Raw genomic sequence first — 24875 nt, 5'->3', positions numbered from 1 at the left:
CCGACGACGCGCGCGCGCCGTCGTGTCGTGTCGTGTCGTGTCAAAACGCTTCCGTACCCGCCTGGGCAACCAGACGCTCGATCGGTTCCCGGCCGAACAACCAGACCGCCAGCGGCGTCAACACCGTGTCGAGCAGCGTCGAGCTGATCAGGCCGCCAAAAATCACCACCGCCACCGGATGCAGGATCTCCTTGCCCGGCGCATCGGCCGCAAGCAGCAGCGGCGTCAGCGCGAACGCGGCGACCAGCGCGGTCATCAGCACCGGCGTCAGCCGTTCCAGCGAGCCGCGGACGATCATCGGCATGCCGAACGGCTCGCCTTCGAGCCGGCACAGATTGATGTAGTGGCTGACCTTCAGGATGCCGTTTCGGCTCGCGATGCCGGTCAGCGTGATGAAGCCGACCATCGAGGCCACCGATAGCGCGAGCCCGGTCGCCCATATCGCGACGACGCTGCCGATCAGCGCGAACGGGATATTGGCCATCACGATCAGCGACAGCCGGTGCGAGCGGTAACGCGAATACAGCACCAGATAGATCAGCGCCAGCGACATCGCGGCCAGCAGCGCGATCAGCCGGGTTGCCTGCTCTTGCGCCTGGAACTGTCCCTCGATGCCGACGAAGTACCCGCCGGGCAGGCTCGCGCCCGTGACGGCACCCCGCACGCCCTCGATCACGCGGCCCATGTCGGTGCCGTCGGTGTTTGCATAGACGACGATGCGCCGCCGGCCGTTCTCGCGGCCGATCTGATTGGGACCATCGCCCTGCTCCACCGATGCGATGGCGGCAAGCGGTATCGGTCCGCGCGGCGACTGCAGCATGACGCGGGCCAGGTCCTGTGGCGTGCGCCCGGTATCGGGCAGGCGCACGACCACATCGTGGCGCCTGACGCCATCGATCAGCTGGGCGACGCGCGTGCCCTCGGACAGCGTCTGCATCGCGGCGAGCGCGTCGCCGGGCGTGATCCCATACTGGGCCGCCTTGCGATGGTCGAGCCGGACATTGACCTGCGGAATCCATACCTGCCGCTCGACCGTGATGTCGACCAGACCGGGCACCCGCGACAGGCGGGCTCGAATCGACTCCGCGACGCCGCGCAGCGTATCGACGTCGTCACCATGGATCTTCAGCGCGATCTGCGCGCGCACCCCCGACAGCAGATGGTCCAGCCGGTGCGAGATCGGCTGGCCGATCGCGACCGACGCCGGCAGCGAGGCGAGCTGCGTCCGAATGGCCGCCATCACCTGCTCGCGGCCCCGCGCGGACGGCTTCAGGTCGACATCGATCTCGGACGAGTGCACCCCCTCGGCATGCTCGTCCAGTTCGGCGCGCCCGGTCCGACGGCCCACCTGCGCGACCTCCGGCACCTGCCGGATCAGCGCTTCCGCCAGTGCTCCCATCCGGTTAGCCTCGGCCAGCGAGGTGCCCGGCTGGAACATCAGCGACAGCACCAACGAGCCCTCGTTGAACGGCGGCAGGAACGCACGCGGCATCCACGGCACCGACGCCGCCGCGATCAGGGCGACGATGCCGGCCGCCGCCAGCACGGCGCGCGCGCGGGGCAACGACCACTCGAGCACGCGCGAGTCCAACGCCTTCAGCCAGCGCACCAGCGGACTGTCCGGCCGCTCCAGCCGCTTGATGCCGGGCAGCAGGTAATACGACAGCACCGGCGTGACCGTCATCGACACCAGCATCGAGGCCAGGATCGACACGATATAGGCGACGCCCAGCGGGGCGAACAGCCGGCCCTCGATGCCCGGCAAGGCGAACAGCGGCACGAACACCAGCACCACGATCAGCGTCGCGTAGACGATGCCGGATCGCACCTCCACCGAGGCGCGCCAGATCACCTCCAGCACCGAAGGCGGATCGTTCGCCCGCTCGCGCTGCCGAAGCCGGCGCAGGATGTTCTCGACATCGACCACCGCATCGTCCACCAGTTCGCCGATGGCGATGGCCAGTCCGCCCAGCGTCATCACATTGATCGACTGGCCCAGCAGATGGAACGCCAGGGCGGTCACCGCCAGCGACAGCGGAATCGCGATCAGCGAAATGGCGGTCGTGCGTGCGCTCAACAGAAAGGCGAACAGCACGATGGCGACCAGGATCGCGCCATCGCGCAGCGCCTCCACCACGTTGCCGATCGATGCCTCGATGAAGTCGGCCTGACGGAACAGCACGCGCGGCGCCTCCAACCCCTTCGGCATGCCGGGCCTGAGCTCGGACAACGCCGCTTCCAGTTGGCGCGTCAGCTTGACGGTATCGGCGGCCGGTTGCTTCTGCACGCTGACGATCACCGCGGGCTTGCCGTTGAAACCCGCGTCGCCGCGCTTGACCGCGGCCGCGTACCCAACCGTGGCAACCTGCTGCAGCAGCACCGGCGCACCGTCCCGGTAGGCCACCGCGAGGCCGGCCACATCGTCCACGCGCGTGGTACGGCCCAGATTGCGGATCAGGTATTCCTGGCCATTCAAGTCGAGGAAACCGCCGCTGCTGTTGGCGGCGAAGTCGCGCAAGGCGTCGGTCAGCTGGCGAAGCGATACCCCGAACTGCGCCATCCTGGCGGTGTCCGGCTCGGCGCGCAGCTGCCGTACCTCGCCGCCGATCGGAATCACCTGCGACACGCCGGGCACCGACAGCAGGCGCGGCCGCAACACGAAGTCGGCGTACTCGCGCGCCGCCATCGGGCTGACCGCCGCCGCATCGATCGGCAGCGCGATCAGCATGATCTCGCCCATGATCGACGAGACCGGTCCCATGATCGGCGTCAATCCGCCCGGCAATTGCTCGCGCACCAGCGCAAGCCGCTCGGATACGAGTTGCCGGTTCCGGTACACGTCGCTGCCCCAGTCGAACTCGGCATAGACGATCGACAGGCCAACGCCGGAGACCGAGCGCACCCGCGTCACACCGGGCATGCCGTTGAGCGCCGTTTCGATCGGGAACGACACCAGCAGCTCCACCTCCTGCGGCGCCATGCCACCCGCTTCGGTGATGACGGTGACCAGCGGCTTGTCCAGGTCCGGGAACACATCGACCGGCGTACGCCAGGCCGTCACGGCGCCGCAGACCATCAGGATTGCCGCCAGCGCCAATACGAGCAGGCGGTTGCCCAGGCTCGCTCGAACGATCCAGTCGAACATGTCCGCCCCTACCGGATCTGGTTGATCCAGGCCGCGCCCTGCACCACCACGCGGTTCTCCGGCGACAGGCCCTGGACCACCACGACTCGGCGGGCATCGAGGACGCGAACCTGTACCGGCTGCGCGATGAAGCGCTGCGTCCCGGACTTGACCCAGACGATCGTCTCGTTGTTCGTGCCGCGCACGACGGCCTCGCTCGGCAACGCGATGCCGTTGATGGTGTCGGTCAGATGAGCCACGACGGTGACGGGCTGGCCAACCGCCAGCGGCACGGCCGACCCGCCGGCGAGCCGGAACGTCAGCGGTACCGCGCCGTTGCGCAGGCTGCGCCCCGCTCCGACGAACTGCAGGGTCCCGCCGTCGACGTTGGCCAGCGCACCGTCCCGGATCCGCATGGCCAGCGATGCGTCGGCGCTTTGCGCCTCGATCAGCAGCCGCGCCGGATCGACGATCTCGTAGAGCACGTCCGATCCCTCGACGTACTGGCCGGCGATCGCGTTGGCCGACGCGACGATGCCGCCGACCGGAGCGCGCAGCGCATCGGTCCGATGCAGGCTGGCGGCCACCGCGGCACGTTGGCCCGACAGGCTCTGGACCTCGGCCCGCGCGGCTTCGATGTCCTTGCGCGGAATGCTGTCGCGCAGCGATTCCAGGCGTTGCAGCCGTTGCCGCGCCAGCTTCAGGTTGGCCTCCAGGTTGGCGAACTGTGCCTGCTGATTGCCGATATCGAACGGCTCATGCTTGTGCCGCAACACCGCGAGCACCTGGCCCTTGCCGACGCGCTGGCCCAGCACCGGAAAGCCGCCCGCCGGCGCCTCGATCCAGCCGGGGTGCCCCGCCTGCAGGCGACCGCCGGCGTTCGGGTCGATCGCCACCGTGCCGTTGAGCTCGACGGCAAGCGGGTGATCGCCGGCCTGCGGCATCAGCGTACGGATGCCCATGCGCCGCTGCGCCAGTTTGGACACCTGCACGCTGCCATCCGGCAGCCGTGCCAGCCCTGCCGCCGACGGGCCGGCGACCGGTCCGTCGAGATGCTGGCCATCCGGCCCATGGGCGCCCGGCGCGGCAGAGGCCGGGCCGTTGGCATCGATGGCACCGATCAGCGCAACCAGCGCAACCAGTGCTACCCGTGCAATGCGCGCGAAGGCCACCGGCGTCCGGAACCAAGTCTTGTTCATCATCGGGTCGTCCTTGTCGCTTCACGCCGACGGATGGCGCGGGATCGGATGGTTCCGGCGGTTCCGCCGGAACCGGCGGATCGCCATGACGAGCGCGGCCGCGCCTGCCACGGCCAGCGCGGCCCAGCCCGCAACGGTCCAATCCATGTGATCGTGGTCGTCGCCCGTTGCGGCCACGGCAAGGCGACCCTCGATCAGGTCCGAATCGGTCCCCGTCATCAGCGTGAAGACCAGGGGATGCTCGCCGGGGCGGCGCAGGGCCGCGAGCAGCGCCGGATCGGTGAACGAAAAGTCGCCAAGGTCCGCGTGCAGTTTCGCCGTCGCCTTGACGTCGCCGGCTTCGACCTCCAGCGTGCCCTCCGTGACGGGCTCGTTGGTTGCGTAGCGATCGACCAGCACAGACAGCTCGTCGTCGAGCAGCGTACCGACCAGCTCGAACGTCTCGGTACTGGCCTCGACAGTGGGCGCAACGGCCGCGTTTGCCTGGGCGGGCGGCGCATCGAGGTGTTCTCCGTCCGGACCATGCGCGCCGGGACCGGCCTGCGCGACGCCGCAGACCCATGCCAGCAGAACAAGAACGAGACAACGGTTCATGGCAACACTCCAAGGGACTGGTTCAGTCGCGCGATGGCAAGGCCCCGACGCGCACGCTGGCGTGCGGCTTCGGCCTCGGCTTCGAGCGCCTGGTTTTGCGCGCGCAGCACTTCGGGCAGCCCGATCTCGCCGGCGTCGAAGGTCTTGCGCAGCAGCTGCGCCCGCTCGGCCAGCATCGCGCTGCGCTGCTCGGCCAGGGACAGCTGCTCGTCGGCCAGCGTCAACGCCTGCCGCGCGGCATCCGTCTCGGACCGCACCACGCGTTCGGTTCGGTCGCGTTCGGCGATCGCCGTCGCGACGTCGGTGTGCGCCGCGGTTTCGCGCGGCAGATTGCGCGCGTCGGTCGCGAACGGGATGCGGACAAACACGCCGACGGTGTGGTCGGACGGCAAGCCGCCGCCTGCCGCATCGCGCCGGTAGGAGACGCCCACCTCCGGTGCGTCGCGCCGGGATTTCCGCAGGTAGCCCAGCTGCCGCTGCGCCCGCAGCAGCGCAGTGTCCGCCGCCGCCATTGCGGGATGGGTCATCGCGGCCTGCGACGAGGCGGGCCGCTCTTCGTATCGCGAGGGCAGCGCCGCTACGCCGGTCAGCTGGAACAACTGCGTCGCCAGCTGGTTCAGCCGCGACTGCCCCTCGGTCACCAGCGCACGCGTGGCGAGCAGATCCTGGTCCGCCAGCAACAGATCGGTGCGGGCCAGGTCGCCGGCATCGACCCGGCGCGCCACATCGTCGCGCAGCGATGTCGCGACCGCCACGCGGCGGCGCAACACCTGCTGCTCGGCGGTGGCGGCCGCCAGTTCCCAGACACGCTCGCGCAGGTCACCGGCCAGCGCCAGTTGCGCCAGGCTTGCGCGGGCGTCGGCCTCCGCCATCTGCGCATCGGCCAGCTCGGCGCGCGCGGCACGCTGGCCCGGCATCCAGATCGGCACGCCAAGCGAGACCTCGCTCTCGCGCACGCCCCGGCGATCGGCCAGGCGATCACCGCGATGCCGCAGTTCGGCCACCGGCGGGCCGGCCATCCAGGCGTCGGCCTGCACGCGGCTGGCGGCCGCCTCCCCCCGCCGACCTTCGGCGGCCTGCAGCGCGACCGAATGCGCCCACGCGGCTTCGAACAGCGCGTGCAGGTCGGCGGGCGCGGCCTGGCCTGCCGGCGCCTGCGCACAGGCAATGCGCGTCAGCACGACGGCTGTCGCAATGAACAATATCTTCTGCATGAAACACCCCAACGCAACGAAAGCGGATCGACGATGCGACGGGGTGCCGCGCCGGTGCCGGCGCGGCGCAGACATGGAACGAACGCTTCCCCGCCGTCAGGCGGCGGCGTGAGGCGGACGTAAAGGCGGACTGCTGAAGGGACTGGGAATGGGCCCAGGAAGGAATGACGGCGTCAGGTAGCGCGGCGGCACCAGCGGTACCGAAAACGCGAGGCCGACGGTGCCGTACAGGCCGGACGCGAAATCGAAGTCCAGCTGATGCGATGCCGAGGCCGTCGAGTCGTCCTCGTGCATCGCACCGTCCTCGTCGTGATGGTGCGGCACATGCTCGGCATGCGCGACCATGTGCTCGAGCATGGCCTCGGAGGCGTGCGCGAACTGCCGGTCCACCGCGGCCATGGCCTGCAGCGGCAGCAACAGCATCAGGAGGATGGCAACGACGCGCGACATGGCCGGGATTCTACCGGAATCGTGGCCGGCGCCCTGGAATCGCGCCGGCGGCGCTGGCGGGATCACGGTGGCGAATCGTCGGCGGAAACGGCGGAAAGCAGCCGCGCCGCCGTCTCCTCGTCGAGATCGAGCCGGTACTTTGTCGCCAGGTAGCGCGCCAGATTGGCAATGCGAGATGGCGTCCTTCCCGCGGCTTCCAGCTGCGCACGGTAGGCCTCGACCTCGCAGGCCTGCCGATAGGCCTTTGACAGCAGATAGCGCGGCCCGTGGGTGAACGGCCGGCGCCAGAACTGGCGCACATGAACCAGCTCATGCGCGATCAGCCCGGCCGAAACGCCCGGCCGAAGCAGCACGATCGGGCCCAGACTGATGCCGTCGAAATGCCGTGGGACCAGCCAGCGGCTCTCGAGCAGCAGGCACCTGGGATTGCGCAACGCCTTCATCGCCAAAGGATCAGCCTTGCGGACCCGGCCCCGAGTCGTGATCCAGTGCATTGCGGATCAGGGCCCTGCCCTTCGGCGGCGCCGCCAGGTACGCCAGATACATCGAAGCGGCCAGCGCGAGCCCGGCCACGGCAAAGGCGATGAACGTCGTGCCGGCGATGCCAAGTTTTCCATCGGACATGGTGGTCTCCAGAGAGTCACTAAAGTGGTCGAACCGCAGCGGAATCCCTTGACGCCAAGCAAGCCCTGCGCCACCGCTGGAATGGCCGGACACGTGCGGTGCGCGCCGAACCGGCCGGTAAAGATTGCCCGCCCGCCCCCGGAAGGGCGCTTGGACCATGGCGTCCAGACGGCGCCCACCCGACGGCGCGATAATGGGCGCGCCATGCTGCCCAATACGACCACCATTCCTTCATTCGATTCCCCGATCGAACTGCTGATCGCCTGCCACGACAAGATCAGGCGTTTTGCCTCGCTGTGCGGCCGCCTGGCCGAGCACACCGCCCGGCATGGCGCGGACGACCAGGCGCGCACCGCGGCGGCCGGCATCGTACGGTACTTCACCGTTGCCGCGCCCTTGCACCATGACGATGAGGAACAGGACCTGTTCCCCGCCCTTCGCGCGCTCGGCGACGAGGCGCTGACGTCGGCGATGCGGGCCCTGGAGCACGACCACGACGCGCTCGACGCGCTGTGGGACCAGGCCCGGCCGTGGCTGGAGGCCGTGCAGCAGGGATCGGCCGGCGCGGCGCCGCAAGCGCTGGCGCAGTTCGCCGCCGCTTACCTGCGTCATGTCGAACGCGAGGAGCACGAAATCTTTCCCTTCGCGATCCGGCTGCCGGAGTCGACCTTGCAGGCGATCGGGCAACGGATGGCGCAGCGCCGCGGCGGTTAAGGACGCCCGGCCCTCAAACAGAAAACTTGCGGTACGCCCAGCAAGTATCTGCGGGTATACGCCTAACATCGTTAACTTGCGGTACGTACCGCTTGTAAATACACTGGCTCGCATGCCCAAGACACTTGCCACCCTCCCCGGCTCCCAGGCCGATTCGTCTGGAGCGGAAAGCCGCGCGCTGCCCGATGGCGCTGACGCGGTACCGATCAAACGGCCGCGCCGCACGCAGGCCGAGCGCGTCGCCGAGTCCGACCGCCGGCTGATGGCCGCGGCGACGCGGCTGATCGCGACCCGCGGCTACACGCACACGACGCTGGAAGCGACCGGCATCGAAGCCGGATATAGCCGCGGCCTGGTGCAGCACCGCTTCGGCACCAAGGACCGGTTGCTCGAAGAGCTGGTCAAGCATATTGCGAACGCCCACCGCGAACGCCTGCTGGCACGGATGCAGGGCTTGACCGGCCTGGACGCGATCTTCTGCGAGATCGATTGCTACCTCGAAGGCATGGACGATCCGTCCGAAAACTCTCGCGCCTTCTTCGTGCTGATGCTCGAGTCGATCGGCCCGGCCCCGCAGGTCCGACCGACCTTCGCCGCGATCAGCGCGCGCTGGCACCGTGCGATCACTCGCCATATCGAAGCCGGCCAGCGCACCGGGCAGATTCGCCCCGATATCGTCGCCTCGGAAGAAGCGCAGCTGTTGATCGCCACGGTGCGCGGACTGCGAATGCAGTCGATGCTCAATCCGACCACCAGCAATATCGCGGTTGCGATCCGGGCGCTGAAGGACAACCTGCGCGCGCGCCTGGTGCTCCCCGCAAAGCCTGCCGAAGCGCCCGAGTAGCCGGCGCGTTCCCCTTGCCGTTCCCACGCTGACTGCGCGCCGATCCATGATGCGACGCGGCCGGACCGCGCTCGCCCGTACAACAACAACAACACCAAGAAATACAGGAGACAAGGCCCATGTCACATCGCTGGTTCCAGGCTGGCACCGCGGCCGTTGCAGCGGCCTGTGCCGCCGTCTTCGCCGCCGCGGCCGCGCCCGCCCATGCCGCCGACTTTCCCGGCAAGCCGGTCCGGCTGGTGGTCGGCTTCCCGCCGGGCGGGGCGTCGGACATCGTCGCGCGTCTGCTGCAGCCCCATTTGCAGAAGGATCTCGGCCAGCCGGTCGTCATCGAGAACCGCCCCGGCGCCAACGGCAACATTGCCAACGAAGTGGTGGCGCGCGCCGAACCGGACGGCTACACGCTGCTGCTCGGCAATCCGGGGCCGCTGGTGCTGAACCCCTTCCTCTACAAGCGGGTGCCGATCGACCCGGTCAAGGCCTTCGTGCCGGTCACCCAGCTGACCGAAAGCCCGATGGTCGTCGTGGTCCCGGCGAACTCGCCATTCCGATCGATGGGCGACCTGCTGGCCAGGGCACGCCAGCAACCCGGCAAGCTGAGCTACGGCTCGGCTGGCAACGGCAGCTCGATGCATGTCGCCGGCGCGACGCTGCAGGTGCGGCTGAACACGCCACTGATCCACGTTCCGTACAAGGGCAGCGGCCCGGCGCTGAACGATCTGTTGGCCGGCCAGCTCGATTTCATGGCGGACAGCCGCTCCACCACGCTGCCGCTGATTCGCGACGGCCGGCTGCGCGCGCTGGCGGTGACCGGCGGCCGGCGTGTGGCGGACCTGCCGGACGTGCCCACCGTCGCCGAGGCCGGCGTCCCGAACTTCGACGTGACCACCTGGCTCGGCATCGTCGCGCCGGCCGGCACGCCGGCGCCGATCGTGCAGCGGCTGCACGCCGCGTTCGCCGGCGCATTGAAGCAACCGTCGGTGCAGGCCCGCCTCGCGGAGCTGGGCACCGGCATCAAGGCCAGCACGCCGGCGGAATTCGCCAGGGCACTGGATGCCGAACGCAGCAATGCGCGCCAGCTGGTGCGCGACTCCGGAATGTCGATCGAATGAACGCAAGCTCCCCCATGGACGGCCGGCCGTCCACCCTGCAGGCCGCGCGCTGCGGTCACTGCCACGGCTACAGCTACCCCGCGAACGTGCCCGGATGCCGCCATTGCGGCGCCCCGGCCGAAGCGCTCGACGCGGTCGATTGCATGGGCCCGGTCCCGCTGCGCAACGTGATCACCGTGCATGCACCGCTCGCCCCCGGACTCGCCGTGCCCGCGATCATCGGCGAGGTCGAGCTGTGCCCGGGCCTGGTCGAAGAGGTCCGCATCGACGCCGAGAACGAGAGCGCGGTACCGCCGGGCACGCCGGTGCGGCCGGTGTGGATCGACGACGAGAACGGCGGTGGCTGGATCTTTCGCGCGGCAAGCGCGGAAGCGGTGCCGCTGCAGGAGAACGTGTGATGGGCCGCCCAACCACGCTGCTGCAACAACGGCCGGTTTACGTGATCGGCATCGGCATGCACCCGTACCAGTTTCCGAGCGAGACGCCCTACCCGCAGCTGGGCCTGCGCGCGGTGCGCGAGGCGCTGGCCGATGCGGGGCTGGCATGGGCGCAGGTGCAGAGCGCCTTCGTCGGGACGGCGGCGCTGGGCATGGCAGCCGGCCGCGTGATGCTGCGCCACTTGGGCTCGACCGGGCTCGAGGTGGCGCAGGTCGAGAATGCGTCGGCCTCCGGCTCGACCGCCTTCCGTCTGGCCTGCCTGCAGGTGGCCTCCGGGGAACGCGATGTCGTGCTCGCCGTCGGCGTCGACAAGTTTGGCGACGGCCGGCGCGCCGTGCTGAAGGACGGCCTGCCGCCATTGAGCCCGACCGCCAACGTGCCCCTGGTCAAATTCGCGCTGCTGGCACGCCGGGCCATGCGCGAAGGCGGCTTGCACATCGAGGATCTGGCGGCGGTCGCGGTCAAGAACCATGGCAACGCCGCGCGCAATCCGTATGCGCAATTCCGCAAGCCAAGGACCATCGAGCAGGTCCTGAACTCGCCGCGCATCGCCGGCGACCTGACGGCGATGCAATGCTGCCCGCGTGGCGAAGGGGCTGCGGCGGCAATCGTCGTGTCGGAACAGGCCATGCGCGAACTGGGGCTGGATCGCTCCCGCGCGGTGCGCGTGCTGTCGTCGGTGGCCAGCAGCGAGGAACTGGTCGACGACGCACCGGCGCTGGTCGAACTGGTGCGCAAGTCCGCCGCCCAGGCGCTGGATCAGGCCGGCATCGGGCCGCGCGAGCTCGACATCGTCGAACTGCATGACGCCTTCACGATCGAGGAGCTGCTGTACAGCGAGGCGATCGGCGTCTGCGAGGCCGGCGAAGGGCCAGCGTTCCTGGCCCGCGGCGGCTCGCAGATCGGCGGCCAGTGCGCGGTCAATCCGTCCGGGGGCCTGATCGGCATGGGCCATCCCCTCGGACCGACCGGCATCGGCCAGGTCGCCGAAATCACGCGCCAGCTGCGCGGCGAGGCCGGCGACCGCCAGCACCCCGGCGCGCGCCTGGCGCTTGCCCACATGATCGGCCTCGGCTCGGTGGCCGTCGCCCATGTGCTGTCGCGCGGCTGAGCCGCTTCTCTCACCGACCAGCGAGCCACATTGAACATGGACTACTCCACCCTGCTCTACGACACGCGCGACGGCGTCGCGCTGATCCAGCTGAACCGGCCCGAACGGATGAACGCGATCGGCGGAAACATGAAGGCCGAACTGGCGCATGCGCTGTTCGAGCGCGCCCGTGGCGACGACACGGTGCGCTGCGTCGTGATCACCGGCGCCGGCGACAAGGCCTTCTGCGCGGGCGCGGACATCAAGGAACGCGCCGATCGCGTCGTGCCCCAGGCCGAATATCACCTGCTGCAGAAGGCCACGCACGAACTGTTCCGCGCGCTCGAGCAATTCGAGAAGCCCGTGATCGCCGCGATCAACGGCGTGGCGCTCGGCGGCGGCCTCGAGATCGCGCTCTGCTGCGACGTGCGCATCGCCGCCCAAGGCGTGCGGCTAGGCCTGCCCGAAGCGCGCATCGGCGTGTTGCCCGCGGCCGGCGGCACGCAGCGCCTGCCGCGGCTGGTCGGTGTCGGCATCGCCAAGGAGTTGATGCTGACCGGGGACCATATCGACGCCGAGCGCGCGCTGACGATCGGGCTGGTCAACCACGTGGTGCCGCCCGATGCGCTGTTGCCGACGGCACTGGCGATGGCCGGACGCATGGCCGCCAACGCGCCGCTGGCGCTGCGCTACGTCAAGCATGCGATCGACCTCGGCATGCAGGTGGGTATCGACGCCGGCCTGGAATACGAGCGCTACGCCGCGGCACTGGTGGTCTCCAGCGAGGACCGCAGGGAAGGCATGCGCGCCTTCATCGAGAAGCGCAAGCCGGTGTTCCGCGGACGCTAGGCCGCGCCATCGCAACTGTCCAACGACAACGAGAAAAGGCATCGACATGGATCTGAATCTGCAAGGCAAGGTGGCGTTCGTCACCGGGGGCGGCCAGGGCGTCGGCAGGCGCATCTGCCTGGATCTGGCGGCCGAGGGCGCCCGCGTCGCGGTCAACGACCTGTTCGCCGAACGGGCGCGGGCGGTGGTCGCCGAGATCGAGGCCGCCGGCGGCCGCGGCTTTGCCGCCGTGGCCGACATCACGCGCGAAGACGACATCGACACGGCCATCGCGGCCGCGCAGGAGACACTGGGCCCGATCGACATCCTCGTCAACAACGCCGGCGTGCTGGTCGAGCGGCGCGAGAAAGGCGGCGCCGCACCAATGTTCATCGACACCACGCCCGAGGCCTGGGAGCGCATCGTCGCGCTCAACGTGTTCGGCATGATGCATTGCTGCCGCGCGGTGCTGCCCGGCATGAAGGCGCGCCGCTACGGCAAGATCGTCAACATCATGTCCGAAGCCGGCCGGGCCGGCGAAGGCCGGCTGGCGGTGTACTCGGGCGCGAAGGCCGCGATGCTCGGCTTCGCCAAGGCGATCGCGCAGGAGCATGGGCGCGACTGCATCAACGTCAATGTGGTGGCGCTGGGCGCGGTGTCGCACGAGGGCATCAAGGAAGGCGCCTTGCATCCCGATGCGACGCCCGAGAACAACGAGCGCCTGGCCAGGATGTTGAACGCCTACCCCATCGGCCGCGGCCTGCAGCGGCTGGCGCGTCCCGAGGACGTATCGGGCATGGTGTGCCTGCTGGCCTCCGACCGCGCCGCCTACATCACGGGCCAGAGCATCGGCGTCAGCGGCGGCTTTGTGATGCTCTGAGCTGCCGCCATCATGACGAGCCCTCGCGCCGACGACAGCGCTTCCCCATCGTTCCGCACACGGATCACGGAGCGCTTCGGCATCCGTCATCCGATCCTTGCCGGCGGGCTGATGTGGCTGTCGGACGCGCGCTACGTCGCCGCCCATGTCGACGCCGGCACGATGGCATTCCTGACGCCGCGCTCGTTCGACGGACTCGCGGCCTATCGCGCCGCGCTGCGCGACTGCAAGGCGCTGACGCGGGGACTGCCGTTCGGCGTCAACCTGACGCAATCGCGCCGCGCGGACGCCAATCGCCTGGTCCCTGCCTGGCTCGACATCGCGCTGGAAGAAGGCGTGCGGCACTTCGAGACGGTGGGTGCCTCGCCGGGGCCGCTGTTCGAGCGGATTCACGCCGGCGGCGGACTGGCGATCCACAAATGCGCCTTTGTCGAACACGCGCTGAAGGCGGAGCAGGCCGGCGCCGATGCCGTCGCGCTGGTCGGGGCCGAAGCCGGCGGTCATCCGGGGACCAACGAGATGTCCGCCTTCACGCTCGGGGCACTCGCGCTCGAGCGCCTGCGCGTGCCGCTGGCGATCGGCGGCGGCATCGGCGATGGCCGGCAGATTGCCGCGGCGCTCGCGCTCGGCGCCGATGCGGTGCTGATGGGAACCCGCTTCCTGACCTGCGAAGAGGTCTGGGCGCACGACGGGTACAAGCGCCACCTCGCCGCGCAGCCGGCGCAGTCTTCCACGCTGGCGCTGCGCAGCACCGGGCATCCGTGGCGTGTGCTGGACAACGCCACGGTGCGCGAGACGCGGCGGCTCGAAGCGGACGGCGCGCACCGCTACGAAGACTTCGGCGTGCTGGCGACCGGCAAGCTTGGGCGCGATCACGGCTACCGGCACGGCGACTGGGACACTGGCCTGTTGTCGATGGGGCCTGCGATCGGCTTTGCCAATGCGATCGAGCCGGTGACCGCGACCGTCGAGCGGCTGATGGCGCAGGCAAGCGGCGCCGCGCGGCGGCTGCAGTCGCTGTCCGCACCGCCGCCGCCCGCCAATGCCAACGCCACTACAACCTGACAGCGATACCTCATGCAAGCCAACCTGACCATCCACTTCGGCGAGCGCCGTATCGATTCGCCAACGCTGCAGGACCGTGCGGCGCGCGCGGCTAGCGGTTTCGCCGAGCTGGGGCTGCGGCCCGGCGATGCCGTCGCGGTGATGCTGCGCAACGATATTCCGTACCTCGAGCTGATCGTCGCGCTCGACCGACTGGGCGTCCATCTGGTCGCGATCAACTGGCACTTCCAGGTCGAGGAGGCGGCCTTCATCCTGCGCGACAGCGGCGCGAAGGCCTTCGTCGTCCATGCGGACCTGCTGCCCGGCATCGCGAGCGGCGTACCGGACGGCATGCCGCTGCTGGTCGTGCCGACGCCGCCGGAGATCGTCGCCGCCTACCGCCTGCCCGAATCGCCCCCCGGTTTGCCCGACGGCGCGCGGTGCTGGAACGAATGGCGGGATCGCTTCGCCCCGTCGACGGCCGATCGCGTGCCCTCGGTCGGCAGCATGCTTTACACATCGGGCACAACCGGCCGTCCGAAAGGCGTGATGCGGCTGCCGGGCACGCCGGCCCAGCATCAGGGCTCACTGCGCATCCGCTCGATCGCCAGCGCCGCGCGCCCCGGCATGCGCTGCGCCGTAGTCGGTCCGCTATATCACGCCGGCCCCAACGCCGCCGCGCGCGTGGCGCTCGAACTGGCACAGGACATCGTGGTGCTGCCTCGCTTCGACGCCGAGCAGCTGCTGCAGACGATCGAACGCCATCGGATCACGCATCTGTCGCTGGTGCCGATCATGCTGGTCCGGCTGTTGAAGCTGCCGGAGGCGGTGCGTCGCGCCTACGACGTGTCGTCGCTGGAGAACGTGACCCACGGCGGCTCGCCCTGCGCACCGGAGGTGCGGCGCGCGATGATCGCGTGGTGGGGACCGATCGTCAACGAGACCTATGGCTCGACCGAAGCGGGCCTGATCACCTTCGTGACGGCGGCCGAATGGCTGGCGCGGCCGGGAACTGCGGGACGGCCGTTTCCCGGCACGTCGATCCGCATCCTCGACGAGGCGGGCCGCGAACTGCCGCCCGGCGAAGTCGGCGAGATCTATGTCGATACCGGCGACAACGCCCTGCCCTTCACCTATCGCCACAACGAGGCCCAGCGCCGCGCGATCGAGCGCGATGGCTACATCACCAATGGCGATGTCGGCTATCTCGATGCCGACGGCTATCTGTTCATCACCGACCGCAAGCGCGACATGATCATCTCCGGTGGGGTCAATATCTATCCGGCCGAGATCGAGCACGCGCTGGTCGCCGATCCGCAGGTCGCCGACTGCGCGGTGTTCGGCGTCCCCGATGCCGAATTCGGCGAAGCGGTGGCCGCCGCGGTGGTACGCGCGCCGGGCAGCACGATCGACGCGTCCCATGTGCGCGGCTGGCTGCGCCAACGCGTGGCCGGCTACAAGGTACCGCGCCATGTCGAGTTCCACGACGCGTTGCCGCGCGACAGCATGGGCAAGGTCTTCAAGAACCGGCTGCGCGCGCCGCACTGGGAACGCATCGGACGGAAGATCTGATGCGCGACGCCATGCCAATGCCCGCCGCCTCCTTCTTCGGCACGACGCCAGGACACTTCGGCACGCGCTGGCCCGGCGAGGCGGTGTTCGGCGCGGGGTGCGTGGATCGGCTGCCGCAATGGGCCCGTCGTGAGGGCGTGCACCGCCCGCTGCTGCTCAGCGATGCGGGACTGGCGGCCACGGGGCTGCTCACCCGCGTCGCGGACGATCTGCGCCGGGCCGGCATCGATCCGGTATGTCACGACGATGTCGCCGCGAACCCGTCGGCAGCTCATGTCCATGCGGCCGCGCAGCGCTGGCGCGCGCACCACTGCGATGGGCTGATCGCGCTCGGCGGCGGCAGCGTGATCGATGTCGGCAAGGTACTCGCCGCCGTGCTGGCCAGCGACGCGCCGCTGGCCGACCTCCTGCAGCGCGGCGACGCCGCGCTGTCTGGGCCCGTGCCGCCGTTTGCCGCGGTGCCGACCACCGCCGGCACCGGCAGCGAGAGCACCGTCGCGGCGCTGATCAAGGACGAGGCCGGACGCAAGCACGTGATGCGAAGCCATCGCTGCCGCCCGCAGTGGATTGCGCTGGACCCGCTGCTGACGCTGACCGTGCCGCGGGCGGTCACCGCCAGCACGGGCTTCGACGTACTGATGCACGCGCTCGGCGCGGCAACAAACTGCGCCAGCCATCCAATTGGCGAAGCGCTGGCGCTCGACGCGCTGCGCCGGACCGTCTCCGCCCTGCCCGCCGTCCTGGCCTGTCCAGACGACGAGTCGGCGCGCGCCGACATGCTGCTGGCCAGCTATCTCGCCGGCGTGGCGATGAGCCTGCGCGGCGTCGATGGCATCCACGGCCTGTGCACGCCGCTCGAGGCGATCGTCGACGCACCGCATGCGCATGTGCTGGCGGTGGTCTGCGAGCCGCTGATGCGTTTCAACATGGCGGCGATCGCCGATCGCTATGCCGCGGCGGCACGAACCTGCGGCCTCGCAGCGCCGCAGGTGTCCACCGTGCGGCAAGCCACGGCGCTGATCGACAAGGTGTGCGAACTGCGCGACCTCGCCGGTCTGCCGCGCTCGCTCGATGCGCTCGGCGACGTTCCGGCCGACCTCGGCGCCGTTCATGCCGCGGCGGCCAACAACGCATCGGCGCGCCTGAACGGCCGGCCGCTGTCGGACGACGACATCGCCGCGCTCTATGCCGCGATGCGCGGCGAGCCCGACGTGCCGCGCGGCTGAACCCCGCCTCCATCCATCGAGATTCGCCATGCAACCGACCTCCGTGCTGCGCACCGGCATCTACCCCCTTCTGATCGACGGCGCCGAACGGCAAGCCGCCAGCGGCGCCAGCTTTGCCGTGGGCAATCCGTCGAACGGCCGCACGCTGGCGCATGTCGCACAGGCCGGCGTCGAGGACGTCGACGCTGCGGTGCGCGCCGCCCGGCACGCGTTCGACCACCATTGGCGCAAGACCTCGGCGCGCGAGCGCAGCCGCCTGTTGCGCAAGCTCGCGCAGGCGCTGGACGCGAGGCGCGAACAGCTGGCGTGGCTGGAAACGTGGAACGTCGGCCGGCCGATCACCACGACGCGCGCGTCGCTGTTGACCATGCTGGACGGCATCGACTACGTCGCCGGCGTATCGCAGGGCATCGGCGGACAGACGCTGAACGTTGCCGATACCTCGGTGATCAATTTCACGCTGCGCGAGCCGTTTGGCGTGGTCGCGCTGATCCTGCCCTGGAACTATCCGCTGACGCTGACCATCAGCAAGCTGATGCCGGTGCTGGCGGCCGGCAACACGGCGGTGATCAAGGCGTCGGAGGTCACGCCGCTGTCCACCGTGGAGCTCGGCGCAGCCATCCTCGAGGCCGGCTTTCCGCCCGGGGTCATCAACATCGTCCACGGCCCCGGGGCGACCATCGGGCAGGCGCTGGTCGACCATCCGCTGGTCGAGAAGGTCTCGTTCACCGGCGGCACCGCGACCGGCAAGGCGATCTACCGCAGCGCCGCCGAACGGATCAAGCGCGTGACGCTGGAACTGGGCGGCAAGTCGCCGCTGATCGTGTTCGACGATGCCGACCTCGACGCAGCGGTCGGCGTCGCACTGCAGGACATCACCCGCAATACCGGCCAGATCTGCATCGCCTGCACGCGGCTGCTGGTCCAGCATGACATCGCCGACGCCTTCGCCGACAAGCTGCGCGCCGCTTGCGCTGGCGTGCGCATCGGCCTGCCGGACGATCCCGCCACCGAGATGGGGCCGCTGGTCAGCCGCGCGCAGTTCGATCGCGTCAACGGCTATCTGGCCATCGGCCGCGACGAAGGCGCGTCGCCCGTCGCGATGGCCGAACTCGGCGACCGGGCCGAGCTGCGCGACGGCTATTTCGTGGCGCCCATGCTGTTTGCCACGGCGGACAACGGCATGCGCATCGCGCAGGAGGAAATCTTCGGGCCCGCGCAGGCGTTGATCCGCTTCGGCGATGAAGAGGAGGCGGTGCGCCTGGCCAACGACAGCCGCTTCGGTCTGGCGGGCGTGGTCTATACACGCGATGCAGGCCGCGCCATGCGCCTGTGCCAGGCGCTGCAGATCGGCAATCTGGCGATCAACAATCCGATCAAGGCGACGGTCGACGCCCCCTTCGGCGGATACAAGGAATCGGGGCTCGGCAAGGAGCGTGGCATCGACGCGATCCTGGAGAACACGCAGGTCAAGAACGTGCGGTTCTCGATGCGGTAGCGGCGACTTGCCACGAACACAAAACTATCCAGGAGACAGACCATGAAACGCTTCGCTGGCGTGCTGCTTGCGTTCGCCGCTGCCGGTTTGTGGGCCGCGCCGCCCGCGTCGCCCGCATCTGCTGCATCGCCGACGGACTTTCCCAGCCGGCCGATCCGCATGATCGTCGGCTTCGCGGCCGGGGGCGTCACCGATATCACCGCGCGCCAGATCGCCACCGAAATGGGCGAGCTGCTCGGCCAGCCGGTAGTGGTCGACAACCGCACCGGCGCCGGCGGCAATATCGCGACGGCGGAGCTCAGCCGCGCCAGGCCGGACGGCTACACGCTGATGCTGGCCTCGCCGGGCCAGCTGGTCGTCAATCCGCTGACGCAGAAGTCGCTCGGCTTCGATCCGAACACCCGCTTCTCGCTGATCAGCCTGGTCAACGAAAGCCCCTTCGTCTTCCTGGTGCCGGCCACGTCGAAGTTCCGCACTGTCCAGGACCTGGTCGCCTGGGGCAAGGCCCATCCGCGCGAACTGAGCTTCGGCTCGCCCGGCATCGGCACCACGATGCATATCGCCGGCGAGATGCTGAAGGTAGCCGCGGGCATCGACGCCGTGCACGTGCCCTATCGCGGCGGCGCGCAGGCGACCAACGACCTGATCGCCGGCCGGGTCGATTTCATGATCGACAGCCTCGGCTCCGTCTCGCAGGCGGTGCAGTCCGGACAGCTGAAGGTGCTGGCCACCGCGGCACCGTCCCGGCTGCCGCAATTCCCGAATCTGCCAACGCTCGCGGAGACCTATCCGAACCTGGTGGCCTCGTCGTGGCTCGGCGTCGTCGGACCGCCCGGCCTGTCGCCCGAGATTGTCGCGGTGCTGGCCAAGGCCGTCGAACGCGGCTCGCGGGCGCCCCGCTACGTAGAGACCATCGAACGACGCGGCAGCCGCCTGGCCGCCGCCGGCCCGGCGGCCTTTGCCAGTCACCTCGACAAGGAGCGCGAGCGGGTCGAACGCACCATCGTTCGGGCCGGGATCAAGCTGGACTGACCAATAAGGAGCGGCCCGGGCCCGGAGGACGTGGGTTGCGTCCATTGCATGGGCATGCTTGCTTCGTTTCCATGCTTCGAATATATTCGAACGATGGAAACTGAAAACGCCCTCGAAGCGCTCTCCGCCCTCGCCCATTCCGCGCGGCTGGCCGTCTTCCGCATGCTCGTCCAGGCCGGCCCGGAAGGCCTGCCTGCCGGCCGGATCGCCGAACGGATGGAAATGCCGGCCTCGTCGCTGTCCTTCCACCTGAAGGAGCTGCATCGCGCCGGCTTGTTGCGCAGCCGCCAGGACGGCCGCTCGATCGTCTACATGGCGCGCTACGAGACCATGAACGCGCTGCTCGGCTATCTGACGGAGAACTGCTGCGGCGGCAATCCGTGCTCCCCCGTGCCCGCTTGTTCCCCCGTATCGGTGTCGTCGCCGCGCGCCGTGGAGTCGAAGGCATGACGGCGGCCGAACAGACGGCGAAGGCTGCCGGAACGGTGTCGCCGGCCGGCGGCATCGGCTTTTTCGAGCGCTATCTGACGATCTGGGTCGCGCTGTGCATCGTTGCCGGCATCCTGCTGGGCCAGTGGTTTCCGGGCGTGTTCCAGGCGATCGGCACGATGGAAGTCGCGCAGGTCAACCTGCCGGTCGGGCTGCTGATCTGGGTGATGATCGTGCCGATGCTGATCAAGATCGACTTCGGCGCGATGGGACAGGTCGCGGGCCACTGGCGCGGCATCGGCGTGACGCTGTTCGTCAACTGGCTGGTCAAGCCGTTCTCGATGGCGCTGCTCGCGTGGATCTTCGTGCGGCATCTGTTTGCGCCGTGGCTGCCGGCCGAACAGCTGGACAGCTATGTGGCCGGCCTGATCCTGCTGGCGGCCGCGCCCTGCACCGCGATGGTGTTCGTCTGGTCGCAGCTGTGCAAGGGCGATCCGTATTTCACGCTGTCGCAGGTCGCCGTCAACGACGCGATCATGGTGGTGGCGTTCGCGCCGGTGGTTGCGCTGCTGCTCGGGCTGTCGTCGATCACGGTGCCATGGGACACGCTGATCGTGTCGGTGGTGCTGTACATCGTGATTCCGGTGCTGATCGCGCAGGCCATCCGCAGGCTGCTGCTCGCGCGCGGCGAGGCGGCCTACCGGCGCGTGACCGGCGCGCTCGGCCCGTATTCGATCGCCGCGCTGCTGGCGACGCTGGTATTGCTGTTCGGCTTCCAGGGCAATGCGATCGTCGAACAGCCGGTGATCATCCTGTTGCTGGCCGTGCCGATCCTGATCCAGGTCGTATTCAATTCCGGCCTCGCCTATGTGCTGAACCGCAAACTGGGCGTGGCGCATTGCGTGGCCGGTCCGTCCGCCCTGATCGGCGCCAGCAACTTTTTCGAGCTGGCCGTCGCCACCGCGATCAGCCTGTTCGGCTTCGAATCCGGGGCGGCGCTGGCCACCGTGGTCGGCGTGCTGATCGAGGTGCCGATCATGCTGCTGGTCGTCGGCGTGGTCAATCGCTCGCAACGTTGGTACGAAGCCTGCTGAGAAACGCCTGCTGCAAAGCGCTCCGAAAAACGCCTCCCGATAAACGCCATGTCCGCTGTCACGATCTATCACAACCCCGCCTGCGGCACGTCCCGCAACACGCTGGCAATGATTCGCAATGCCGGCATCGAGCCGACGGTCATCGAGTACCTGAAGACGCCGCCCACGCGCGGCGAACTCGAAGGCATGATCCGGCAGGCCGGCCTGAGCGTACGCGAAGCCATTCGCGAAAAGGGCACACCCTATGCCGAGCTCGGCCTCGACGATCCGTCGCTGACCGATGACCAGTTGCTCGACGCGATGCTGGCGAACCCGATCCTGATCAATCGGCCGCTCGTGGTCACCGAACTTGGCGTTCGGCTGTGCCGGCCGTCGGAACTGGTGCTGGACATCCTGCCCTCGCCGCAGCAGGGTCCGTTTGCCAAGGAGGACGGTGAGCTGGTCATCGACGCCGAGGGCCGGAGGGTCGGCCGATGAGCGCCGACCTGCCCAACGTCGTGCCGTCGCTGCTCGACATTCCCGACCCGCGCAAGCTGGAGCCGGCGAAGACCAGCACCCACCCGCCGCGCATCCTGCTGCTCTACGGCTCGCTGCGCGCGACCTCGTACAGCCGGCTGCTGACGCTGGAGGCCGAACGCATCCTCAAGCGCCTCGGCGCGGAAACGCGCGTGTTCGATCCGCACGAACTGCCGATCGCGGACAGCGTGCCGGCGGACCACCCGCAGGTCGCGCAGCTGCGCAAGCTGTCCGAGTGGTCCGAGGGACAGGTCTGGTGCAGCCCCGAGCGCCACGGCACGCTGACCGCTGTCTTCAAGAACCAGATCGACTGGCTGCCGCTGGAAAGCGGCGGCATTCGGCCGACCCAGGGCCGCACGCTGGCGGTGATGCAGGTCTGCGGCGGATCGCAGTCCTTCAACGCCGTCAACGCGCTGCGCGTGCTGGGCCGCTGGATGCGGATGATCACGATCCCAAACCAGTCGTCGGTACCGAAGGCGTATCAGGAATTCGATGCGAATGGCCGCATGAAGCCGTCCTCGTACTACGATCGCGTGGTCGACGTCATGGAGGAACTGATCAAGTTCACCTTGCTGACGCGCGACCGTTCGGACTATCTGACGGACCGCTACAGCGAACGCAAGGAAGCCGCGCCGGCGGTCGCCACGACGCTGACCGCCGCGGCGATGCGCCACGAGCAGGACGCCAGGGCCGGCGACACCGACGACGGCGAGGTCGAATAGCGCGTCAGGAGAACGGATATGCAAATCGATGTTGCCAACTTCACGCCGGGCCTCTCCTTCTTTGGCGGCCTGCTGATCGGACTGGCGGCCGCCGTGCTGGTGCTGTTCAACGGCAGGATTGCCGGCATCAGCGGCATCCTGGGCGGTCTGTTGAGTTTGCCGCGCGGGGACACGGGCTGGCGCCTGATCTTTCTGGCGGGACTGATCGGCGTCCCTGTGCTCGCTGCGCTGCTGGGCATGCCGGCAACGGCCGACATCGACAGTGGCTGGGGTCAGATACTGATCGCCGGCTTTCTGGTCGGGCTGGGAACCCGCTACGCGAGCGGTTGTACCAGCGGCCACGGCGTATGCGGCATCTCACGGGGCTCGGTCCGCTCGCTGGTCGCCACGCTGACCTTCATCGGCACGGGGCTGCTGACCGTCTTCGTGCAACGTCATCTGGTGGGCGGCTGACATGACCGCGATTGCCGCATTGGTCGCCGGACTGTTGTTCGGCATCGGCCTGATGGTGTCCGGCATGGCGAACCCGGCCAAGGTACTGGGCTTCCTCGACATGGCCGGCGCATGGGATCCTTCGCTCGCCTTCGTGATGATCGGCGCGATTGCCGTCGCGGCACCGGCGTTCTTCCTCGCGAATCGGCGCCAGCGCTCGCTGCTGGGCCGGCCGATGCAGCTTCCCGCCGCGACCGGCGTCACGTTGCGCCTGGTGCTGGGCAGCGCGGCATTCGGCATCGGCTGGGGATTGGCCGGATTCTGCCCGGGCCCCGCCCTGGTGGCGCTCGGAGCCGGCTATCCGAAGGCAGCCGGCTTCGTCGGCGCGATGGCGGCCGGCATGCTGGTGTTCGAGGGGGTCCAACGGCTGAAGCCTCGCAGCCAGCAAGCCTGAACGAGCCCCGTCGCAGTTGTGAGCCCCGGACTCAATCCGGCCAGCGCGAGCCGAGAATGATGCTGCAGATGTTGCCGCGCCGGAAACCTGGATCCTTGAACGCGAGCACGTCGTCGTTGAAGGTGCCGAACGTGGTATCGGGCCGGTGCTTCATGCCTTCATAAAAGGCGTCGATGATGCCGTGCTTGAAGCCGTGACCGCGCGGATGGGCCGCGATCACCGCTGCGCGCTCGTCGTCGCCGAAATGCTCGAAGCCCCGCCCTGCCACGTCCATTCCCGCTCCGGCCTGGAGCAGCGCGATCTCGGGATGCATGTGTTCCGGAATACCCGGCGTCGTATGCAGGGCGATGGCCGCCCACACCGTCGCGATCTCGCTCTCGGCGATGCCGTGGCTGCGCAGGAAGTCGCGCGCGGCATTGGCGCCGTCGACTTCGAAACGCAGCTGGCTCTCGCGATAGCGGGAAGTCAGGCCGATATCGTGGAACAACGCCGCGACGTAGAGCAGTTCCGGATCGAAACGGAACTGCCGCCGGCGTCCCAGCAGGCTGCCCCACAAATAGACGCGAACGGAGTGGTGAAACAGCAGGTCGCTCTCGGTATCGCGGATCAGTTCGGTCGCCTCGCGGGCGAGCTTGCTGTCGGGAATCGCGATGCCCGCGATGTTGTCGGTCGCCACGGCGGTACTCCTCGGAGATGGATCGGAAACGGCTGAACGAGCCGCTTACTGCGCCAGCGCGGCCTGCGGCGTATTGCGGAAGCTGATCGCCATGCGGTTGTACAGGTTCATCACGCCGATCGCGATGGTCAGGTCGACCAGTTCGCGTTCGTCGAACACCGCGCGGGCGGCCTGGTAATCGGCATCCGGCACGCCGGTCTGCGCGACGCGCGTCACCGACTCGGCCCACGCCAGCGCCGCGCGCTCGCGCTCGTCGAACAGATTGCCGGCCTCCGCCCAGGCCTGGACCAGCGCAAGCTTTTCGACCTTGACGCCCTTCTTCAGCAGGTCGCGCGTATGCATGTCGAGGCAGTAGGCGCAGTTGTTGATCTGCGACACGCGCAGGTAGACCAGGTCGACCAGCACCGGCGGCAGATCGGACTGCATCACGTAGCCGTAGGCACCGCCCAGCGCCTTCATGCCGGCCGGGGCGATCTGGTTGTAGTCGAGACGCTTGCTCATTGCTTTGACTCCTTGGTGACAGAGGAATGGATCGGGGTGGTCAGCACCTTGTCGCTGGTGTCGACGACGAACACGGCCAGCAGCCTCGCGGGCTGCGTCGCGCTGGCATTGCGGCTGACCGGGTGGCGCGAGCCCGGCGACTCGCTGAAGCTCTCGCCCGCCCGGTAGATGCGCTTCGGGCCGTCATTGACCTGCGACTCGATCGCCCCCGACACGACGTAGGCGTAGATGAACGCCGAGTTCGCGTGCAGATGCGCGGGCGATGCGGCGCCCGGCGCATAGTCGACCACCACGGCAATCAGCGACTTGCCCGGCACGTTGGGGATCCGCTGGTTGAAATTCTCGGTGACGGTTTCTCCCGCGCCATGGGCGAAGGCGGACATGCTCCAGACAACAGCGGCAGTGGCGTAAGTCGCGGCAAAGGCGACGCCAATCAAGGATCGGATATTCACGGGACACTCTCCAGATAAGTGTTCCCATTCTGGTCGCGCGCTGGTACAAATAAAAGAACCAAGAATGATTGATTTCCATGTACTACGCGCCCGGTCACCGCAGCCGTGACCGGGCC

The 24875-nt window shown here is 68.8% G+C and carries 28 protein-coding genes; 18 read left to right on the top strand and 10 right to left on the bottom strand.

Translation table 11 applies throughout. The features are described 5' to 3' along the window. Positions 1 to 40: 40 nt before the first annotated feature. From LRR16_RS08730 to LRR16_RS08700, 7 genes are all read right to left on the bottom strand, one after another. On the bottom strand, positions 41 to 3145 hold the full coding sequence (locus tag LRR16_RS08730) for an efflux RND transporter permease subunit (RefSeq protein ID WP_232205617.1): 3105 nt from the start codon (positions 3143 to 3145) through the stop codon (positions 41 to 43). Between the two features lie 8 nt (positions 3146 to 3153). Further along, the gene (locus LRR16_RS08725; RefSeq protein WP_232205616.1) at positions 3154 to 4326 is read right to left on the bottom strand and encodes an efflux RND transporter periplasmic adaptor subunit; all 1173 of its coding nucleotides are present in this window, start codon (positions 4324 to 4326) and stop codon (positions 3154 to 3156) included. An 18-nt stretch (positions 4327 to 4344) separates the two neighbouring features. Then, on the bottom strand, positions 4345 to 4917 hold the full coding sequence (locus LRR16_RS08720; RefSeq protein ID WP_232205615.1) for a hypothetical protein: 573 nt from the start codon (positions 4915 to 4917) through the stop codon (positions 4345 to 4347). Then, positions 4914 to 5936 carry a TolC family protein gene (locus LRR16_RS08715; protein ID WP_370646772.1) on the bottom strand — a complete coding sequence of 341 codons (1023 nt, stop codon included), beginning with the start codon at positions 5934 to 5936 and terminating at the stop codon, positions 4914 to 4916. The genes LRR16_RS08720 and LRR16_RS08715 overlap by 4 nt, the downstream gene beginning before the upstream one ends. A 291-nt stretch (positions 5937 to 6227) precedes the next feature. Further along, on the bottom strand, positions 6228 to 6581 hold the full coding sequence (locus LRR16_RS08710) for a hypothetical protein (RefSeq protein ID WP_006578616.1): 354 nt from the start codon (positions 6579 to 6581) through the stop codon (positions 6228 to 6230). 62 nt (positions 6582 to 6643) lie between these two features. Then, positions 6644 to 7015 (bottom strand): hypothetical protein, encoded by a 372-nt coding sequence (locus LRR16_RS08705; RefSeq protein WP_370646771.1) that lies wholly within the window; start codon positions 7013 to 7015, stop codon positions 6644 to 6646. Positions 7016 to 7034: 19 nt separating this feature from the next. Continuing rightward, positions 7035 to 7205 carry a hypothetical protein gene (locus LRR16_RS08700; RefSeq protein WP_023263859.1) on the bottom strand — a complete coding sequence of 57 codons (171 nt, stop codon included), beginning with the start codon at positions 7203 to 7205 and terminating at the stop codon, positions 7035 to 7037. A gap of 204 nt (positions 7206 to 7409) precedes the next feature. On the opposite strand from LRR16_RS08700, the gene LRR16_RS08695 reads away from it, so the two are divergent. The 18 genes from LRR16_RS08695 to LRR16_RS08610 all read left to right on the top strand — a co-directional run bounded on the left by LRR16_RS08695 (position 7410) and on the right by LRR16_RS08610 (position 23130). After that, complete coding sequence (locus LRR16_RS08695; protein ID WP_006578614.1) at positions 7410 to 7919, top strand: hemerythrin domain-containing protein; 510 nt, start codon at positions 7410 to 7412, stop codon at positions 7917 to 7919. Between the two features lie 112 nt (positions 7920 to 8031). Then, positions 8032 to 8763, top strand: coding sequence for a TetR/AcrR family transcriptional regulator (locus tag LRR16_RS08690; RefSeq protein WP_232205613.1), 732 nt, complete (start codon positions 8032 to 8034; stop codon positions 8761 to 8763). A gap of 119 nt (positions 8764 to 8882) precedes the next feature. Further along, positions 8883 to 9875, top strand: a complete 993-nt coding sequence (locus tag LRR16_RS08685; protein ID WP_064573617.1) for a tripartite tricarboxylate transporter substrate binding protein — start codon at positions 8883 to 8885, stop codon at positions 9873 to 9875. Then, positions 9872 to 10273, top strand: coding sequence for a hypothetical protein (locus LRR16_RS08680; protein ID WP_232205612.1), 402 nt, complete (start codon positions 9872 to 9874; stop codon positions 10271 to 10273). Before LRR16_RS08685 ends, LRR16_RS08680 begins: the two co-directional genes overlap by 4 nt. Further along, the gene (locus LRR16_RS08675) at positions 10273 to 11424 is read left to right on the top strand and encodes a thiolase family protein (protein ID WP_232205611.1); all 1152 of its coding nucleotides are present in this window, start codon (positions 10273 to 10275) and stop codon (positions 11422 to 11424) included. The genes LRR16_RS08680 and LRR16_RS08675 overlap by 1 nt, the downstream gene beginning before the upstream one ends. Before the next feature lie 36 nt (positions 11425 to 11460). Then, positions 11461 to 12252 (top strand): enoyl-CoA hydratase/isomerase family protein, encoded by a 792-nt coding sequence (locus tag LRR16_RS08670; RefSeq protein ID WP_232205610.1) that lies wholly within the window; start codon positions 11461 to 11463, stop codon positions 12250 to 12252. Between the two features lie 46 nt (positions 12253 to 12298). After that, complete coding sequence (locus LRR16_RS08665) at positions 12299 to 13111, top strand: SDR family NAD(P)-dependent oxidoreductase (protein ID WP_232205609.1); 813 nt, start codon at positions 12299 to 12301, stop codon at positions 13109 to 13111. A 12-nt stretch (positions 13112 to 13123) separates the two neighbouring features. After that, complete coding sequence (locus tag LRR16_RS08660) at positions 13124 to 14176, top strand: nitronate monooxygenase family protein (protein WP_232205608.1); 1053 nt, start codon at positions 13124 to 13126, stop codon at positions 14174 to 14176. Between the two features lie 12 nt (positions 14177 to 14188). Next, a complete protein-coding gene (locus LRR16_RS08655; RefSeq protein ID WP_232205607.1) occupies positions 14189 to 15727 on the top strand; it encodes an AMP-binding protein in 1539 nt (512 codons plus the stop codon). A gap of 17 nt (positions 15728 to 15744) precedes the next feature. Next, a complete protein-coding gene (locus tag LRR16_RS08650; RefSeq protein ID WP_172682446.1) occupies positions 15745 to 16953 on the top strand; it encodes an iron-containing alcohol dehydrogenase family protein in 1209 nt (402 codons plus the stop codon). 28 nt (positions 16954 to 16981) lie between these two features. After that, positions 16982 to 18451, top strand: coding sequence for an aldehyde dehydrogenase (locus LRR16_RS08645; RefSeq protein WP_232205606.1), 1470 nt, complete (start codon positions 16982 to 16984; stop codon positions 18449 to 18451). Positions 18452 to 18493: 42 nt separating this feature from the next. After that, on the top strand, positions 18494 to 19483 hold the full coding sequence (locus LRR16_RS08640) for a tripartite tricarboxylate transporter substrate binding protein (RefSeq protein ID WP_006577112.1): 990 nt from the start codon (positions 18494 to 18496) through the stop codon (positions 19481 to 19483). Between the two features lie 93 nt (positions 19484 to 19576). Further along, positions 19577 to 19933, top strand: a complete 357-nt coding sequence (locus LRR16_RS08635; protein WP_043438160.1) for a helix-turn-helix transcriptional regulator — start codon at positions 19577 to 19579, stop codon at positions 19931 to 19933. Continuing rightward, positions 19930 to 21006 carry an ACR3 family arsenite efflux transporter gene (gene arsB, locus LRR16_RS08630; protein WP_232205605.1) on the top strand — a complete coding sequence of 359 codons (1077 nt, stop codon included), beginning with the start codon at positions 19930 to 19932 and terminating at the stop codon, positions 21004 to 21006. Before LRR16_RS08635 ends, arsB begins: the two co-directional genes overlap by 4 nt. Positions 21007 to 21054: 48 nt before the next feature. Next, positions 21055 to 21483, top strand: coding sequence for an arsenate reductase (glutaredoxin) (arsC, locus tag LRR16_RS08625; protein WP_064573640.1), 429 nt, complete (start codon positions 21055 to 21057; stop codon positions 21481 to 21483). Next, positions 21480 to 22244, top strand: a complete 765-nt coding sequence (arsH, locus tag LRR16_RS08620; protein WP_232205604.1) for an arsenical resistance protein ArsH — start codon at positions 21480 to 21482, stop codon at positions 22242 to 22244. Before arsC ends, arsH begins: the two co-directional genes overlap by 4 nt. A gap of 18 nt (positions 22245 to 22262) precedes the next feature. Then, the gene (locus LRR16_RS08615) at positions 22263 to 22697 is read left to right on the top strand and encodes a YeeE/YedE family protein (RefSeq protein ID WP_006577107.1); all 435 of its coding nucleotides are present in this window, start codon (positions 22263 to 22265) and stop codon (positions 22695 to 22697) included. A gap of 1 nt (position 22698) precedes the next feature. Further along, positions 22699 to 23130 (top strand): YeeE/YedE family protein, encoded by a 432-nt coding sequence (locus tag LRR16_RS08610; protein ID WP_023263854.1) that lies wholly within the window; start codon positions 22699 to 22701, stop codon positions 23128 to 23130. 31 nt (positions 23131 to 23161) lie between these two features. On the opposite strand, the gene LRR16_RS08605 is transcribed toward LRR16_RS08610, so the two are convergent. From LRR16_RS08605 to LRR16_RS08595, 3 genes are read right to left on the bottom strand one after another with little or no spacing between them, the layout of a single operon-like run. After that, a complete protein-coding gene (locus LRR16_RS08605; RefSeq protein WP_006577106.1) occupies positions 23162 to 23806 on the bottom strand; it encodes an HD domain-containing protein in 645 nt (214 codons plus the stop codon). 45 nt (positions 23807 to 23851) lie between these two features. Next, on the bottom strand, positions 23852 to 24307 hold the full coding sequence (locus tag LRR16_RS08600; RefSeq protein ID WP_023263853.1) for a carboxymuconolactone decarboxylase family protein: 456 nt from the start codon (positions 24305 to 24307) through the stop codon (positions 23852 to 23854). Continuing rightward, positions 24304 to 24690, bottom strand: a complete 387-nt coding sequence (locus tag LRR16_RS08595) for a cupin domain-containing protein (protein WP_006577103.1) — start codon at positions 24688 to 24690, stop codon at positions 24304 to 24306. Before LRR16_RS08595 ends, LRR16_RS08600 begins: the two co-directional genes overlap by 4 nt. Positions 24691 to 24875: the final 185 nt, after the last annotated feature.

This window comes from Cupriavidus sp. UGS-1 (genome assembly GCF_021213615.1).
In the GTDB taxonomy this organism is placed as follows: Bacteria; Pseudomonadota; Gammaproteobacteria; order Burkholderiales; family Burkholderiaceae; genus Cupriavidus.
Note: the sequence above shows the minus strand (reverse complement) of the source record. Positions and strands in the feature narration are given on the sequence as shown.

Excerpts from the sequence above, each read along its gene's own strand:
- LRR16_RS08680 (WP_232205612.1), top strand. The coding sequence starts at position 9,872 with ATGAACGCAAGCTCCCCCATGGACGGCCGGCCGTCCACCCTGCAGGCC.
- LRR16_RS08720 (WP_232205615.1), bottom strand. The coding sequence starts at position 4,917 with ATGAACCGTTGTCTCGTTCTTGTTCTGCTGGCATGGGTCTGCGGCGTC.
- LRR16_RS08600 (WP_023263853.1), bottom strand. The coding sequence starts at position 24,307 with ATGAGCAAGCGTCTCGACTACAACCAGATCGCCCCGGCCGGCATGAAG.
- LRR16_RS08610 (WP_023263854.1), top strand. The coding sequence starts at position 22,699 with ATGACCGCGATTGCCGCATTGGTCGCCGGACTGTTGTTCGGCATCGGC.
- LRR16_RS08685 (WP_064573617.1), top strand. The coding sequence starts at position 8,883 with ATGTCACATCGCTGGTTCCAGGCTGGCACCGCGGCCGTTGCAGCGGCC.
- LRR16_RS08660 (WP_232205608.1), top strand. The coding sequence starts at position 13,124 with ATGACGAGCCCTCGCGCCGACGACAGCGCTTCCCCATCGTTCCGCACA.
- LRR16_RS08725 (WP_232205616.1), bottom strand. The coding sequence starts at position 4,326 with ATGATGAACAAGACTTGGTTCCGGACGCCGGTGGCCTTCGCGCGCATT.
- LRR16_RS08615 (WP_006577107.1), top strand. The coding sequence starts at position 22,263 with ATGCAAATCGATGTTGCCAACTTCACGCCGGGCCTCTCCTTCTTTGGC.
- LRR16_RS08715 (WP_370646772.1), bottom strand. The coding sequence starts at position 5,936 with ATGGCCGGCCCGCCGGTGGCCGAACTGCGGCATCGCGGTGATCGCCTG.
- LRR16_RS08665 (WP_232205609.1), top strand. The coding sequence starts at position 12,299 with ATGGATCTGAATCTGCAAGGCAAGGTGGCGTTCGTCACCGGGGGCGGC.
- LRR16_RS08650 (WP_172682446.1), top strand. The coding sequence starts at position 15,745 with ATGCCCGCCGCCTCCTTCTTCGGCACGACGCCAGGACACTTCGGCACG.
- arsC (WP_064573640.1), top strand. The coding sequence starts at position 21,055 with ATGTCCGCTGTCACGATCTATCACAACCCCGCCTGCGGCACGTCCCGC.
- LRR16_RS08710 (WP_006578616.1), bottom strand. The coding sequence starts at position 6,581 with ATGTCGCGCGTCGTTGCCATCCTCCTGATGCTGTTGCTGCCGCTGCAG.
- LRR16_RS08595 (WP_006577103.1), bottom strand. The coding sequence starts at position 24,690 with ATGTCCGCCTTCGCCCATGGCGCGGGAGAAACCGTCACCGAGAATTTC.
- LRR16_RS08640 (WP_006577112.1), top strand. The coding sequence starts at position 18,494 with ATGAAACGCTTCGCTGGCGTGCTGCTTGCGTTCGCCGCTGCCGGTTTG.
- LRR16_RS08700 (WP_023263859.1), bottom strand. The coding sequence starts at position 7,205 with ATGTCCGATGGAAAACTTGGCATCGCCGGCACGACGTTCATCGCCTTT.
- LRR16_RS08695 (WP_006578614.1), top strand. The coding sequence starts at position 7,410 with ATGCTGCCCAATACGACCACCATTCCTTCATTCGATTCCCCGATCGAA.
- LRR16_RS08730 (WP_232205617.1), bottom strand. The coding sequence starts at position 3,145 with ATGTTCGACTGGATCGTTCGAGCGAGCCTGGGCAACCGCCTGCTCGTA.
- LRR16_RS08675 (WP_232205611.1), top strand. The coding sequence starts at position 10,273 with ATGGGCCGCCCAACCACGCTGCTGCAACAACGGCCGGTTTACGTGATC.
- LRR16_RS08670 (WP_232205610.1), top strand. The coding sequence starts at position 11,461 with ATGGACTACTCCACCCTGCTCTACGACACGCGCGACGGCGTCGCGCTG.
- LRR16_RS08635 (WP_043438160.1), top strand. The coding sequence starts at position 19,577 with ATGGAAACTGAAAACGCCCTCGAAGCGCTCTCCGCCCTCGCCCATTCC.
- arsB (WP_232205605.1), top strand. The coding sequence starts at position 19,930 with ATGACGGCGGCCGAACAGACGGCGAAGGCTGCCGGAACGGTGTCGCCG.
- LRR16_RS08645 (WP_232205606.1), top strand. The coding sequence starts at position 16,982 with ATGCAACCGACCTCCGTGCTGCGCACCGGCATCTACCCCCTTCTGATC.
- LRR16_RS08655 (WP_232205607.1), top strand. The coding sequence starts at position 14,189 with ATGCAAGCCAACCTGACCATCCACTTCGGCGAGCGCCGTATCGATTCG.
- LRR16_RS08690 (WP_232205613.1), top strand. The coding sequence starts at position 8,032 with ATGCCCAAGACACTTGCCACCCTCCCCGGCTCCCAGGCCGATTCGTCT.
- arsH (WP_232205604.1), top strand. The coding sequence starts at position 21,480 with ATGAGCGCCGACCTGCCCAACGTCGTGCCGTCGCTGCTCGACATTCCC.